At 63.9% G+C, this 14,079-nt stretch carries 16 protein-coding genes, 1 tRNA gene and 1 pseudogene; 7 read left to right on the top strand and 11 right to left on the bottom strand.

Annotation, left to right across the window (positions count from 1 at the left end):
* The 6 genes from Q8N40_RS16265 to Q8N40_RS16240 all read right to left on the bottom strand — a co-directional run.
* The coding region (locus tag Q8N40_RS16265; RefSeq protein ID WP_305712527.1) for a CoA transferase at positions 1–207 on the bottom strand (207 nt) is incomplete at its 3' end.
* A gap of 161 nt (positions 208–368) precedes the next feature.
* Positions 369–2,615, bottom strand: coding sequence for an acetate--CoA ligase family protein (locus tag Q8N40_RS16260; protein ID WP_305712526.1), 2,247 nt, complete (start codon positions 2,613–2,615; stop codon positions 369–371).
* Positions 2,616–2,918: 303 nt separating this feature from the next.
* Complete coding sequence (locus Q8N40_RS16255; protein WP_305712525.1) at positions 2,919–4,361, bottom strand: ammonium transporter; 1,443 nt, start codon at positions 4,359–4,361, stop codon at positions 2,919–2,921.
* A gap of 37 nt (positions 4,362–4,398) precedes the next feature.
* Positions 4,399–4,737, bottom strand: coding sequence for a P-II family nitrogen regulator (locus Q8N40_RS16250; protein ID WP_304743700.1), 339 nt, complete (start codon positions 4,735–4,737; stop codon positions 4,399–4,401).
* A gap of 307 nt (positions 4,738–5,044) precedes the next feature.
* The gene (locus Q8N40_RS16245; protein ID WP_305318870.1) at positions 5,045–6,349 is read right to left on the bottom strand and encodes an ammonium transporter; all 1,305 of its coding nucleotides are present in this window, start codon (positions 6,347–6,349) and stop codon (positions 5,045–5,047) included.
* Positions 6,350–6,444: 95 nt separating this feature from the next.
* Entirely contained in the window at positions 6,445–6,783 is a 339-nt protein-coding gene (locus tag Q8N40_RS16240; RefSeq protein ID WP_304743697.1) for a P-II family nitrogen regulator, read from the bottom strand.
* On the opposite strand from Q8N40_RS16240, the gene Q8N40_RS16235 reads away from it, so the two are divergent.
* Entirely contained in the window at positions 6,761–7,885 is a 1,125-nt protein-coding gene (locus tag Q8N40_RS16235; protein ID WP_371135721.1) for a DUF4339 domain-containing protein, read from the top strand. The genes Q8N40_RS16240 and Q8N40_RS16235 overlap by 23 nt on opposite strands.
* A gap of 13 nt (positions 7,886–7,898) precedes the next feature.
* Here Q8N40_RS16235 and tesB read toward each other — a convergent pair whose 3' ends face one another.
* Positions 7,899–8,759, bottom strand: a complete 861-nt coding sequence (tesB, locus tag Q8N40_RS16230; protein WP_305320874.1) for an acyl-CoA thioesterase II — start codon at positions 8,757–8,759, stop codon at positions 7,899–7,901.
* Positions 8,760–8,942: 183 nt separating this feature from the next.
* Between tesB and Q8N40_RS16225 the strand changes: the two genes are divergently transcribed.
* Positions 8,943–10,163 carry a ubiquinone biosynthesis hydroxylase gene (locus Q8N40_RS16225; protein WP_305712524.1) on the top strand — a complete coding sequence of 407 codons (1,221 nt, stop codon included), beginning with the start codon at positions 8,943–8,945 and terminating at the stop codon, positions 10,161–10,163.
* 76 nt (positions 10,164–10,239) lie between these two features.
* Here Q8N40_RS16225 and Q8N40_RS16220 read toward each other — a convergent pair whose 3' ends face one another.
* Positions 10,240–10,437, bottom strand: coding sequence for a Trm112 family protein (locus tag Q8N40_RS16220; protein ID WP_305320876.1), 198 nt, complete (start codon positions 10,435–10,437; stop codon positions 10,240–10,242).
* A 2-nt stretch (positions 10,438–10,439) separates the two neighbouring features.
* On the opposite strand from Q8N40_RS16220, the gene Q8N40_RS16215 reads away from it, so the two are divergent.
* The 3 genes from Q8N40_RS16215 (at position 10,440) to Q8N40_RS16205 (ending at position 11,430) form a co-directional block, all read left to right on the top strand.
* Positions 10,440–10,805: a hypothetical protein gene (locus Q8N40_RS16215; protein WP_305712523.1), complete on the top strand. Its 366-nt coding sequence runs from the start codon at positions 10,440–10,442 to the stop codon at positions 10,803–10,805.
* 135 nt (positions 10,806–10,940) lie between these two features.
* Positions 10,941–11,183, top strand: coding sequence for a hypothetical protein (locus Q8N40_RS16210; protein ID WP_305712522.1), 243 nt, complete (start codon positions 10,941–10,943; stop codon positions 11,181–11,183).
* A 76-nt stretch (positions 11,184–11,259) separates the two neighbouring features.
* On the top strand, positions 11,260–11,430 hold the full coding sequence (locus tag Q8N40_RS16205) for a hypothetical protein (protein WP_305712521.1): 171 nt from the start codon (positions 11,260–11,262) through the stop codon (positions 11,428–11,430).
* Positions 11,431–11,437: 7 nt separating this feature from the next.
* On the opposite strand, the gene Q8N40_RS16200 is transcribed toward Q8N40_RS16205, so the two are convergent.
* Both Q8N40_RS16200 and trxA read right to left on the bottom strand, forming a co-directional pair.
* Complete coding sequence (locus Q8N40_RS16200; RefSeq protein WP_305712520.1) at positions 11,438–12,112, bottom strand: LON peptidase substrate-binding domain-containing protein; 675 nt, start codon at positions 12,110–12,112, stop codon at positions 11,438–11,440.
* Positions 12,113–12,147: 35 nt separating this feature from the next.
* Positions 12,148–13,071 (bottom strand): thioredoxin, encoded by a 924-nt coding sequence (trxA, locus tag Q8N40_RS16195; RefSeq protein ID WP_305321117.1) that lies wholly within the window; start codon positions 13,069–13,071, stop codon positions 12,148–12,150.
* 253 nt (positions 13,072–13,324) lie between these two features.
* Here trxA and Q8N40_RS16190 point away from each other — a divergent pair.
* Positions 13,325–13,399: transfer RNA gene (locus tag Q8N40_RS16190), tRNA-Gly, on the top strand.
* A 40-nt stretch (positions 13,400–13,439) separates the two neighbouring features.
* Here Q8N40_RS16190 and Q8N40_RS16185 read toward each other — a convergent pair.
* On the bottom strand, positions 13,440–13,616 hold the full coding sequence (locus Q8N40_RS16185) for a hypothetical protein (RefSeq protein WP_305712519.1): 177 nt from the start codon (positions 13,614–13,616) through the stop codon (positions 13,440–13,442).
* A gap of 175 nt (positions 13,617–13,791) precedes the next feature.
* Here Q8N40_RS16185 and Q8N40_RS16180 point away from each other — a divergent pair.
* A pseudogene (locus Q8N40_RS16180) lies at positions 13,792–14,079 on the top strand (sorbosone dehydrogenase family protein); the annotation flags it as partial.

Below are 14,079 nucleotides of genomic sequence, written 5' to 3'. Positions count from 1 at the left end.
ACGGTTGGTCCAGGCGAACTGGCTCGACATCCCGTTCATGACGTAATCATAGTCGCGGCAGAAATCGCCCTTGCCGGGTCGTTCGATCTTGATCACGCGCGCACCCCAGTCGGCCAGATGCCGGCTGGCGAGCGGCGCCGCAATGGCCTGTTCGAGCGACACGACGGTGATGCCGGACAGCGGCAGCGGGGGCGGCTTTGCGTTCATGGCCTTTTCCCTCGAGCGAGTGGTATTAAATTAGGGTTGCAACCGCATTGCATGGGGTTGTTTTCGCGTTTTTTGGTGAGGCCCCGCGGCGAGGGCCGCGCCGGGCCGGCGCGCCAGATCGCTGGTGCTTCGCGCTGGCGGCGGATCGATCCTCCAATGCCCTAATGTTTGGCGGCGTCCGTGGCCGCTTCCTTGGCCGCTTCCTTGGCCGCGGCATTGTTGAGCACGATCAGGCCGTCGACGGCGACGCCGACCCTGGTGTTGATCAGGAACGGATTGACGTCGATCGAAGCGATGCGGTTGCCGGCGTCCGCCATCAGGTTGGAGAGACCGACGATGGCCTTGACCACCGATGCCTCATGCAGCGCCGGCTTGCCGCGATAGCCTTTCAGTTTGACGCCGGCTTTGGTCCGGTTGATCAATTGCCGGGCCTCGGCCGCATCCAGCGGCGCGCCGGCCAGTGCGACGTCCTTCATCAGCTCGATATCGACGCCGCCGGTGCCGAACAGCACCACCGGTCCCATTTCGGCGTCGAGGGCAGCGCCGACCACCAGTTCGAGGTCGGCCTTGACCTGCTGGGCGATCAGGATGCCCTCTAGCTTCGGCTTGCCCTTGAGTTTTCTGACCCGGTTGGTGATGTCGGTGAACGCCTTCTTCACCTCGGCGGCGTTGTTGATATTCAGCACCACGCCGCCGATGTCGGATTTGTGCAGGATGTCCGCGCTGACCACTTTTGCAACGACGGGAAAGCCGATCCGTTTGGCGATCTTGACGGCTTCTGCCGCGGTCTGTGCGATCTCTTCTTTCGACACCGGGATGCCATACGCCTTCAGAAGTTTTTTCGAGGCGACTTCGTCGAGCGCCGCCGCGCCATTGGCGCTCTTCAGCGTCTTCTCCAGCGTTGCCCGCGCCGAAGCGCTCGAACTCGATACGATGTCCGGCACCACCTTGCGCAGGCCGGCATAGTCGATCAGCGACTTGATCGCGCCGACCGCGCGATCGAGACCCTGCATCACCGCGATGTTGGGCAGCGATTTGCGCAGGCCCTTGGTGAATTCGGTAAAGCCGATCGACATCGTGCTGATGTAGACCACGGGCTTTGAGGCGGCGCCGGCCATGTCGTTGACGATGCGCAGATTGCGCTCGCGCAGTTCGTGCGGCGCTTTCGGCAGTTCGGCGTCGATGATGACGATGTCGGTATCGGGATCGTCGATCATGACCTTGATCGACGCCATGTAGACCGAGGGATCGACCACCGCGGCAAACCCGGCATCGAGCGGATTGCCGACGATGCTGCCGGGGCCGAGCATCTTTGCCAGTTTACCTGTCGCGTCGGGGCTGAGCGGCGCAAAGTTCAGCCCGGCCGAAAAGAACGCGTCGATCAAGAGGCCGCGCTTGCCGCCGGACAGCGACACCGCGGCGAGCCGGTTGCTCTTCGGCGGGTCGGCATGAACGAAGCATTCGGTGGTTTCGATCAGCTCGTCGAGGCCGCGGACGCGAATCACGCCTTCCCGGGTCGAGATCGCATCGAACGTCTCGATCGAGCCGGCCAGCGCGCCGGTATGCGCCATCGCGGCGGCGCGCCCGCCCTCCGACGCCCCGAGCTTGAGCGCGATCACCGGCTTGCCTGCGGCGCGTGCGGCCTTGCAGGCCTCACGAAACACTTTGGTATTTCGCACACCCTCGAGATAGACCACGATCACGCGGATGGATGGATCGGCGGCGAAATAGCTCATCAGGTCGGGGGTTTCGAGGCCGGTCTCGTTGCCGGTCGTGACCATGTAGCCGACGCCGACGCCGCGATCCTCCAGCGCCTGGCGGATCGCCATCACGATCGCGCCGGATTGGCCGGCGATCGCGACCGGACCTGCTTCCATCGTGACGATGCGGTCGTCGATATTGGTGAACAGGTTTTCGCCGGCGCTGAGATTGCCGAGGCAGTTCGGGCCGGTGACGGCGAGGCCGGTTTCCCTGACGGCCTGTTTCAGCTCGTCGGCGAGCCGCTGGCTTTCGTCATCCTGCAATTCGCCGAAGCCCGAAGTGACGATGGTGGCGGAGCGGGCGCCGGCTGCCGCGGCGTCGCGGATCACCTGCACCGCGAAGCGGGCCGGCACCAGCACCAGCACATGGTCGGGCTTGTCCGGCAGGCTGGCGAAATCCTTGTAGCAGGGAACGCCCCAGATGGTTTCGCGTTTCGAATTGACGGGATAGAGGCCGCCCGCGAACTGGTACTTGATCAGGTTGTTCCAGATCCGCTCGGCATAATTACCGGGCTTGTCGGTGGCGCCGACCAGCACGATGTTGCGCGGATGCAGCATCGCATGGATGCTTTTCACGATCTCGCTGGCGTCAGGGGCAGGGGACCATTTGCCGGCCGAACCGGACGCGTTGCTGGCGTGGGCTTCCATAGGTGTTTCTACCCTTTGTTCATTCTTGTTTGGCGGCAGCAAGCGGTCGACGGCGAACCCTGGCCCGTTGTGCGGTGGTTCGTCCACTTGCGTCACTGGACCGGAAACAAACAGATCATTTCCGCCCGCGTCAACACGCGCCGTCCGGCGGCCGGTTCCGGTTATTCCGTGCAGCGGTCATACCCGGCAAAAAGAAAGGGGCCCCAGCTTGCGCTGGAGCCCCTCGACGGTCGGGGCATTGCCGGGTATGTGCCCAAACCGTAGTTCTGGGCGCGACCTCGCGAGGTCGCGCCCCGGGAGACCTCACATGTTGTAGGCGCGTTCGGTGTGCTCGGTGATGTCGAGACCCTCGCGTTCCACCTCGACGGTGGCGCGCAGCCCGACGATCACATCGACGACCTTGTAGAGGATCGCCGAACCGATGCCCGACCACAGCACGGTGATGCCGACGCCCCAGAGCTGCGACGTCATCTGGGCGACCAGATCGTAGTCGGCGATCTTGCCGGCGACGTAGTCCATGACGCCGGTGCCGCCGAGTGCCGGATTCACCAGGATACCGGTGGCGAGCGCGCCGACGATGCCGCCGACGCCGTGGATGCCGAACACGTCGAGCGAGTCGTCATAGCCGAGCGCGTTCTTGATCACGGTGCAGAAGAACAGGCAGACGACGCCGACCACCAGACCGAGCACGATCGCTCCCATCGGACCGGCGAAGCCGGCCGCGGGCGTGACCGCGACGAGTCCTGCGATGGCGCCCGACAATACGCCGAGCAGCGAGGGATGGCCCTTGATGATCCATTCCGCGAACATCCACGCCAACGCCGCCGCCGCAGTTGCGAGGAAGGTGTTGGTCATGGCGAGCGCAGCCCCGCCGGAGGCTTCGAGGTTGGATCCGGCGTTGAAGCCGAACCAGCCGACCCAGAGCAGCGAGGCGCCGATCATGGTCATGGTCAGCGAGTGAGGAGTCATCAGCTCCTTGCCGTATCCGGTGCGCTTGCCGATCAGGATGGCGCCGACCAGGCCGGCGATGCCGGCGTTGATATGCACCACGGTGCCGCCCGCGAAGTCGAGCGCGCCCTTCTTGAAGATGTAACCGGCGTCGGCGTTGATCTCGTCGAGCTTGGCCTGCGCCGCCGTCTTCGCCGCAGCATCACCCGCCGCTGCAAGTGCCTTGACCGCATCCGTGATCAGGTCCGGTCCGGGCCAGTACCAAACCATGTGGGCGATCGGGAAATAGATCAGCGTCACCCAGAGCGGGACGAACAGCGCGACCGCCGCGAACTTCATGCGTTCGGCGAAGGCGCCGACGATGAGAGCAGGCGTGATCGCGGCGAAGGTCATCTGGAAGCAGAAATAAACCAGCTCGGAGACGTTGGCATCGACACTGAACGTCGCCGCCTTGGTTTCCGTCGTGACGCCCGTCAGGAAGGCCTTCGAGAAGCCGCCGATGAAGTCCGAACCGCCCGTGAAAGCGAGGCTGTAGCCGTAGACCGCGTACAGGATGATGACGATGCAGACGGTGTAGAAGATCTGCGCCAGCACCGAGAGCATGTTCTTGGAACGGACGAGGCCTCCGTAGAACAGCGCAAGGCCCGGAATCGTCATCAACAGCACCAGCACCGTCGATGTCATCAACCAGGCATTGTCGCCCTTGTTGACGGTCGGCTCCGCGTAGGCGGCGGTCGCGGCGAACAGGCCGACCGCGAGGGCCGCCAATCCCGCGCTATGGGGACGTTTGAACGTCATTTGTTTTACTCCTGAGTGGAAAAGGTTGAGCGCGAAATCAGAGGGCCGCGGCATCGGCCTCGCCGGTGCGGATGCGGACCGCATGGTCGAGGTTGATGACGAAGATCTTGCCGTCGCCGATCTGTCCGGTCTTTGCAGCCGTCGTGATCGCGTCGATGGTCTTGTCGACCTGGTCCGAGGCGATCGCGACCTCGATCTTGATCTTGGGCAGAAAGCTCACGGCGTATTCGGCACCGCGATAGATTTCCGTATGGCCTTTCTGCCGGCCGTATCCCTTGACTTCCGTCACCGTCAGGCCGTGAACGCCGATGGCGGTCAGGGCGTCCCGGACTTCTTCGAGTTTGAATGGCTTGATGATCGCCATAACAATTTTCATGGGTCCTATCCCCGCTTGGGCCCGGACCAGACATGACCGGGCGTTCTCGACTGAGGTTCACCACGCGGAGAAGTTCACTACGCGGGCACAGCCAGACCCAATAGAATCAAATGCCGTGCCAGACCGGCGGCATTCCCTAACGGTTTATGAACGCGGGCCTTTTCGGGCTTTTCGGGAATCGGCCCTACCTGCGCTATTCCGCCGCGCCTAAAACCTAGCCATGCCTGAGCAGTTATGAGGCAGGACAGGCTGCGGACATAATCGTGCCCATGACGCGGGCAGCTTTCGGGTACTTAGGTAGAGAAGCCTATTGAAGCGCCTCGCCATGCTGCGAAATATCGAGGCCTTCCATCTCCTGCTGCTGCGAAACCCGCAGCGGAACGAAGGCGCCGACCAGCTTGAGCAGGATGAAGGTCATGCCGCCCGTCCACAGCAAGGTGACCGCCACGCCGTAGAACTGAATCAGCAATTGCCGTGCATTGCCTTCGAGCAGCCCGGAGGTTCCGCCGATCGCGGCGGTCGCGAACACGCCCGCGAGCAGCGTGCCGGTCAGCCCGCCGATGCCGTGGACCCCGAAGACATCGAGGGAATCGTCGTAGCCCAGCCGCTGCTTCAGGCTGGTGCAGGCCCAGAAGCACAGCAGGCCCGCGGCCGTGCCGATGACGATGCCGTGCCAGGGCTCGACGAACCCCGAGGCGGGCGTGATGGTGCCAAGTCCCGCGATCGCGCCGGAGATCATGCCGAGCACCGACGGCTTGCGCCGGGTCGACCATTCCACCGCCGCCCAGGTCAGCGCGCCGGCGCAGGCGGCAAGGTGGGTCGCCGTGATCGCCATCACCGCGCGCGGGCTGGCCGACAGCGCCGAACCGCCATTGAAGCCGAACCATCCGACCCACAGCATGCCGGTGCCGATCACCGCCAGCGACAGATCGAACGGCGCCAGATTTTCGGTGCCGTAGCCGTGACGCTTGCCGATCACCTTGGCCGCCACCAGGCCGCCGATTCCGGCGGACAGATGAACCACGAGGCCACCGGCAAAATCCAGCACGCCCATGGTGGCGAGGAAACCGCCGCCCCATACCCAGTGCGCCAGCGGCACATAGACGAACGTGAACCAGCCGGCGGAAAACAGCAGGTAGGCCGAGAATCGCATCCGGTCGGCCACCGCGCCTGCCACCAGCGCCACCGTGATGATCGCAAACGTCATCTGGTAGAGCATGAACAGCGCTTCCGGAATCGTCTTCGCCAACGGGTTGACGTCGTCCATCTTCATGCCGGCGAGAAACCAGCGATCCAGCGTCCCGAGCCAGGGACCGTCACCGACGAACGCCAGCGAGTAACCGAAGGCGACCCAGAGAATTGAAATCAGCGCCACGGCGGCGAGGCTTTGCGCCATCGTCGCCAGCACGTTTTTCTTGCGCACCATGCCGGAATAGAACAGCGCCAGGCCCGGCAGGGTCATCATCAGCACCAGCGCGGTGGCGGTGGTCACCCAGGCGGTGTCGGCGGCGTTGATGCCGGAGGGTTCGGCGGACAGGGCCGGCGTCACCAGCAATGATGCGATCGTGAATGTCGCCGCAGCGCGAGCCGCGTGACCTGGCAGAACCCCCATGATGCTTCCCCAGCCTGTTATCGAAATAAGAAGTCTTGATGCGATGTCTTGATGCGATGTCTTGGAGCACCGCTGCTTTATGCCGTGAAAGCCCGTCAGAGCGCGTCGCTGTCGGTCTCGCCGGTGCGAATGCGCAGCGCGTGATCGATCGGCGTCACGAATATCTTGCCGTCGCCGATCTGGCCGGTGCGCGCGCTTGCCGTGATCACCTCGACCGCCTTGTCCGCGATGTCGGAGGCGACCGCGATCTCGATCCGCAGCTTGGGCAGGAAGTTCACGACATATTCGGCGCCGCGATAGATTTCGGTGTGACCCTTCTGGCGGCCGTAGCCCTTGACCTCGGTCACCGTCATGCCGTGGACGCCGATGGCCGTGAGCGCCTGGCGGACTTCGTCCAGCTTGAACGGTTTGATGATCGCGACAACGAGTTTCATGGTCAGGCCTTATCTTCTCAATTTCGCTAGTTGGGCATCAGGTGATTTGCGCCGGGGGCAAATCTGGCATCTTTCCGGGCAAATGGCACAAAAAAGTTGCAAGGGGGCAGGAAAACATTTCCGGCCAGCCGCCGGCATCCCTGTACAGCGGCCCGGATCGTCCGCCACAATGGCGTTTTGTGGCGCTGGCGCCCTTGACGCGTCGGCGCAGCCAACCGGGGGAGAAGATCATATGGCGGCTCGATCCTGGTTTTATGCATCCGAGGGCCAGCAGCAGGGCCCCTACCCCGAGATCCAGCTTCGCGAACTGATCGCCCGAGGCACCATCACGGCGGACACGCTGGTCTGGACCGAGGGCATGGCCAACTGGCAGCGGGCGGCCGAAATCCCGGGCCTCGCGCCTGATGCCTCGGGGCCGCCGGCGGTGTCGCGTTCGGGCGGTGCTGTACCGAGCACGGGCGGGTATAGCGACGGGCCGCTTTCGATCGATCTGCCGCTGTTTGGCTTCCTCGGGCGGGTCCTGCTGTTGGTAATCGGGTCCCTGCTGGTGATTCCCTCGCCGTGGACCGGTACCGCTTTTTACCGCTGGATGGCTTCCCGAATCCAGGTGCCCGGCCGGCCCAACTTTGCCTTCAACGGCCAGCCCGGCGACATCTGGTACGTCTTCATCGCGACCGGGCTGCTGAACTATGTAAGCATTTACGACAGCACCCTGCAGCTGCTCGCCATGCCGGTTTCGGCGTATATGTTTTGGATGTTGCTGCGATGGCTCGCCGGCAATCTCAGCTCGAACGGTCAACCGCTTCCGATCGCCTTCAACGGCAGCGCGGTCACCTTCATCGGCTGGCAGTTGCTGACATACGTCTCGCTCATCACCATCATCGGCTGGGCCTGGGTCACCGCGGCCTGGGTGCGATGGATTTGCCGCAACATCAGCGGCACGCGCCGCGAAGTGATCTTCAACGGTTCGGGGCTGGAAATCCTCTGGCGGACGATCGTGGTCGGGATCGGTTGCGGCTTCCTGATTCCGATTCCGTGGGTGCTGCGCTGGTATAATCGCTGGTTCATCTCCCAGTTCGAGCTTGTCGAACGAGCCGCCTGACGCAACCTGCCGATCACTTGCGCTGGCGCAGCGAACCTTCCTGCGCCACCGAGGCCACCAGCGTGCCGTCCTGCTTGAAGATCATGCCGCGGGTGAGGCCGCGGCCGCCGCGCGCGCTCGGTGAATCCTGCGCGTAGAGCAGCCATTCGTCGGCGCGGAACGGGCGGTGAAACCACATCGCGTGATCGAGGCTGGCCGGCATCATCCGCTTGTCGAACAGGGTCCGGCCGTAACGCGCCATCGCGGCATCGAGCAGCGAGAAATCCGAGGCATAGGCCAGCGCGCACATATGCAGCGCCGGATCGTCAGGCAATTTCGAGGCGGTGCGGATCCAGACATTGATGCGGCCGTCGTCGATCTTCTGGCCGAAATAGCGTCCGAGCTCGACCGGGCGCAGTTCGATCGGACGGTCGGATTCGTAATAGCGCCGGATGAAGTCCGGCATCTCGCGGAACATCGGCTGTTTCGCCACCTCCTCGGCGGTGAGTTTTTCCGGCGGCGGCACGTCGGGCATCGTGTCCTGGTGGTCGAACGCGCTTTCCTCCTCGACATGAAACGACACCATGATCGAGAAGATGGCGCTGCCGTGCTGGATCGCGGTGACCCGTCGGGTCGAATAGCTCTTGCCGTCGCGCAGCCGTTCGACCTCGTAGATGATCGGAATCTGCGGGTCGCCCGGCAGGATGAAATAGCAGTGCAGCGAATGCGGCAGCCGGCCCTCGACAGTGCGGCACGCCGCCACCATCGCCTGCCCGATCACCTGCCCGCCGAACACCCGCTGCCAGCTTGTCTTCGGGCTGTTGCCGCGGAACAGGTTCACCTCGATCGGCTCCAGATCGAGAATGGAAATCAGGTCGATGACGCCTTTGGACATGGCAGCGCTTTCGGTTTGGGAGTCATTCCGGGGCGTGAGCGTTAGCTAACGAACCCGGAATATCGAGATTCCGGGTTCACGCGACGACGCGTGCCCCGGAATGGCAGGGCCAAGACCCCTTGTTTCGCGTATCTGTTTCGCCCAGCTATACTCCGTGGGCAAGGGCGTCAGTGAGTAGGTAGCATGTCGGCACAGCGTAGTATTGTCATCGGCGGCGGCGCGTTCGCCGGATTGGCGCTGGCCTTGGCGCTGCGTCAGGGTCTCGGCCCCGATATTCCGGTGATTGTCGCCGATCCGGCGCTCAGTTTGCGGCCGAGCCGCGATCCGCGGGCTACCGCGATCGTCGCGGCCTGCCGCCGGCTGTTCGCGGCGCTCGAGGTGTGGGATCAGGTCGCCGCCTCCGCGCAGCCGATCACGGACATGGTCGTCACCGATTCCAGGCTGGAAGACGCCACGAGGCCGGTGTTCTTGACCTTTGCCGGCAATGTCGAGCCCGGCGAACCGTTCGCGCATATGGTCGAGAACCGCCATTTGATCGACGCGCTGGTCGCGCGCGCCGAAGCCGAGAGCATCGATCTCAGGCCCACCGCGGTGACGGGCTTCGAGTCGCGCAGCGACGGCGTCGATGTGACGCTGACCGACGGCAGCGTGATCGAGGCGAGCCTGCTGGTCGCCGCCGACGGCGCGCGCTCCAGGCTGCGCGAGCGCGCCGGCATCGCCACCCATGGCTGGGATTACGACCAGTCCGGCATCGTCGTCACCGTCGGCCACGAGCGCGATCATCAGGGCCGCGCCGAAGAACATTTTCTCCCCGCCGGACCGTTCGCGATCCTGCCGCTGACCGGCAACCGCTCGTCGCTGGTGTGGACCGAGAAGCGCGCCGAAGCCGCGCGCATCGTGGCTTTGAGCGACGAGGAATTTCACGGCGAGCTCGAACAGCGTTTTGGCCTGCACCTCGGCGAGATCAAGGCGCTCGACAAGCCCCGCGCGTTTCCGCTCGGCTATTTCGTCGCGCGCTCCTTCATCGGCGAGCGGCTGGCGCTGGTCGGTGACGCCGCGCATGTGATTCACCCGATCGCCGGACAGGGGCTCAATATGGGCCTGAAGGATGTCGCCGCTTTGGCCGAAGTGATCGTCGACGCCGCGCGGCTCGGCATGGACCTCGGCCAGGCCGACGTGCTCGACCGCTACCAGCGCTGGCGCCGGTTCGACACCATGGCGATGGGGCTCGCCACCAATTCGCTCAATCTGCTGTTCTCCAACGAGTCGACGCTGCTGCGCACGGTGCGCGACATCGGCCTCGGCCTGGTCGACCGCGCCCCGCCGCTGAAGAGCCTGTTCATCCGCCAGGCCGCGGGCCTGTCCGGCGACGTGCCGCGGCTGCTGAAGGGCGAGGCGTTGTAGGGGCGAATGGCGAATGGAGAGTAGCGAATGCAGTTTCTTCTATTCGTCATTCGCCATTCACTATTCGCCGGCTTCCTCAATCGATCTTCCTCGCCTCTTCCGGCAGCATGATCGGGATGCCGTCGCGGATCGGATAGGCCAGTTTGGCCGAACGCGAGATCAGCTCCTGCTTCGCCGCGTCGAACTCCAGCGCGCCCTTGGTCAGCGGACAGACCAGGATTTCCAGCAATTTGGGATCGACGGTGCCTTCGGGGCGTTCGGACGGGGAAGTCATGCATGGGTCTCCGGCTCGGGTTTCGATCCCTTAGCATATTCGCTCGACGACGGAAGCCGCCGCGGCTGCGCCAGTTGATCCGGCTGGTCTGGCAGGCCGGCACCGTGGCCTGGATCGGCGGCGGCGCGCTCCTGATCGCGGCGCCCTCGATGGCGTCGGAGCCGGCGCGGCACTGGATTATCGTCACGCTCGCCATCGTGTTCGGATTCGCCGCGCTCGCCAACGCCTGGGCGATGCGCGGCCCGCAGCTGCATACTGCGCGGCAGTTATCCAAATCGTGCCCCCGACAACCAAATACCGCCAGGCGTTCCGTTAGCCGGTTAATCGTGGCTTCCCGTTTTGGCGGAATCCGGCTGTGCCGTCACTAAACGGTCTAAGCCCGTAATAACCCTGATGAACTATTCTGGCAGTCGGCCCTCATTGCCGGGCGCTCTCCTCAGGATCGACGGGTCGAACCAATGTCAAATGTAGTTAGCCTCCGGGCGGAGCGAAGCGAGGCAGGCATGCCGCCGCCATACATCGAGGAGGCCGACCTCGTACAACTGCACTCCCGGATCATGGGCATGCAGGCAAAGGCAAAGGTGGAAATTTTTCGCTCCATCCTGTTGCTCGACACCGCGGCACAGCACGCGCGTCAGATTGTCACGCGAACGGATGATCCTGCCTCGAAAAACAGCCTTTGCGTTCAAGTCAGCATTATCGAACAGCTGCTCCGGACTGCTCGGGAAATGGCGCTGAAACTCTAGCTAGCCTGCGCGAAATCGCGGCAATCATCCTCATTCGACATCAACGACCGAATGAAGGAGAATTCATTGGTGCTGCTTGGAAGTCACCAATCAGACGGCGGCGAGCATTTTCCAGGTCAATCACGGCGCCGCCGAAACCGGCTCCGCCTCGTCGCAGGTGCTCCCTCGGCCCAGTCGCGGTCGAGCCGAAAGCAACCGGCTCAAGCTGGAGGTGAACCAGTTTCTCGCATCTGTCCGGGCCGCGTGAGTCCCGGCTACTGCAATCCCGTGTCGCCGCTGGTGCGCTTCTTCGCCAGATCCATCTCGGTCACCGCGATCAAAATCTCGGCGCGGGTCTTGAGATCCGGGGCTTCCAGCATCGCCTGCTTTTCCGGCGCGCCGTAGGGCGACATCATCGCCAGCGCGTTGACCAGCGCCTCGTTGGGGGCGCTCTCGACGCCTTCCCAGTCCACCTTGAGATTGTTGGCCTTCAGAAAATCGGTCAGCACCGTCAGCAGCGCCTCGCGGTCGACTGCTTCCTCGCCCTTGCGCGCGGTGAAATCGTCGAGGTAGGGAAAATAGTTCACCTTGCATTGCCGGTAGGCGGTCAACACCGTCAGTTCCTCGATCACCTTGAAGCGCGCGATGCCGGTCAGTTCGAGGATGTAGCGGCCGTCGCCGGCCTCGGCGAGCTGGGTGATGCGCCCGACGCAGCCGACCCGAAACAGCGCCGGCTTCGCCTCGTCGCGCGAGTGGGAAAAATCCGGCTGGATCATCCCGATCAGCCGGTGGCCGTCGCGCAAGGAGTCGTCGACCAGCGAAAGGTAGCGCGGCTCGAAAATGTTGAGCGGCATCTGGCCGCGCGGCAGCAGCAGCGCGCCGGGCAGCGGAAACACCGGGATCACCTCGGGAAGGTCGCCGGGTCCGCGATATTCGGCATTGATCGGCATTGGCGGTCCCGGTGCTCGGCTCGAATCAGCGCGCTTTAGGAAAACAGGATCGTCGAGAGCCGCTTGCGCCCCTCGATGGTGGCTTCATCGGCCGGGCCCCAGGCCTCGAACAACTGTACCAGCTGCTTGCGCGCGCCGTCCTCGTTCCACTTGCGGTCTTTTCTGACGATCGCGAGCAGCTGCTCGGTCGCCTCGGCACGGTTGCCCGCAGCGTTGAGCGCGGTCGCCAGGTCGAATCTGGCCTGATGATCGAGCGGGTTTGCGGCGACTTTCTGTTCGAGCTCGGTGACCGGGCCGACCGCCTTGGCCTGCTCGGCCAGATCGATCGAGGCCTGCACCGCCTTGACCGCGGCGTCGCTGCGCTTGGATTCCGGCACCATCGCAATGGTCTGCTTGGCCTGCTCGATGGCGCCGGTCGCGACGTAGGATTTTGCCAGTCCTGCCAGCGCGGGGATGCTGGTGGCGTCCGCCGCCAGCACCTCGGCATAGATCTGCGCCGCCGTCGCGGCGTCGCCCTCGGCGAGAACGGCTTCGGCCTCCTGCAGGATCTCCGCGATATTGGGCTCGCCGGTGCCCGGCATGCCCGCGGTCAGCTTGTCGATGAAGGCGGTGACCTGGCTTTCCGGCACCGCGCCCATGAAGCCGTCGGCGGGCTGGCCGTTGACGAAGGCGATCACGGCCGGGATCGACTGGATGCCCATCTGGCCCGGAATCGCCGGATGCTCGTCGATGTTCATCTTGACCAGCTTGACCTTGCCCTTGGCGGCGCGGACCGCCTTTTCGATGATCGGGGTGAGCTGGCGGCAGGGGCCGCACCACGGCGCCCAGAAGTCGATCAGCACCGGCTGGCGCTTCGATTCCTCGATCACGTCCTTTACGAACGTCTGGGTGGTGGTTTCCTTGATCAAATCGGGCGCCGCCTGGGGCGCCGGTCCGCTGCCCTGCTCAATGATCGTCACGGGGGATCCTCGTCTGATGTCTTTTCGGATAGGCGGCCAATCTAGCACGCCCTGCGCCCTAATTGGCCCCTGGACGGCCAATTTGCAATCGGTGGAACCCGAACCCCGGGGCCTTCGGGCGGAAATGCCGCGAAATGCCGTCGATAGCCCCTGACAGGCCCGATTCCGGACCTCGCGCGGGCTGTTGCATTCATGGGCCGCATTTGGCATAGCTCTGCCCGTTGCCGGTGCGTGCGCCGTCAAGTCATCGGATGCGGGTGTAGCTCAGTGGTAGAGCACGACCTTGCCAAGGTCGGGGTCGAGGGTTCGAATCCCTTCGCCCGCTCCAGAATTTTTGAAGTGGCAAAGTTTGACGAAGGCCCGCTGTTTCAGCGGGCCTTTCGTTTTTGGGTCAGAGGTTGCGGCGGGCTCGGCAGCGCCGTGATTTCAGCCTCCGGGTCGAGATACTTCGGCTTCCAGCCGAGTTCGCGCCGGGCCTTGGCGCCGCAATGCAGCGTGGCCTGACGCCAGGCGCTTGCCACGGACCTGTTTGAAAAAAATTCCATCAATTTGCTTCGTTCTGTCAGGGCCGCGCAGCGCGCGCTTCTCACCCGCGGAAGATGTGTTAGCATTGCTGCGTCTGATCCACCTCACCACAGACCAGGGTTCGGCTCTTGAACCGTTCAAGACAAAATAAAAACAACACGCGCAGCCACACCGGCTGCATAGGGGAGTGACGCGATGAAATCGGCTTTCAATCGATCCATTCTTGCGCTCGCGACGATTGCCTTTGTGGCGGGGGCCAGTCAGGCCGGCGCGCAGCAAAGGCCGCTGAAGAATAACGATGCCGGCACCAAGGACTTCTGGGCCAATCCGCCGCCCGACTGGTTCCTCGGCGACGAGATCGAAGCCCAGAAGGGACAGGCGCCTCCGTCGGGTCCGCCGACCGGCGCATCGGACGCCGAACTCGCCGCGATGATGAAAAAGATAAAACTGCCGGCGGGCTTCAAGATCGAAGTCTACGCCTCC

Origin of the sequence: Bradyrhizobium sp. (assembly GCF_030693485.1) — a bacterium.
Taxonomy (GTDB): Bacteria; Pseudomonadota; Alphaproteobacteria; order Rhizobiales; family Xanthobacteraceae; genus Bradyrhizobium.
The sequence above is the reverse complement of the archived record's forward strand: the minus strand, read 5'-3'. Positions and strand labels throughout refer to the sequence as shown.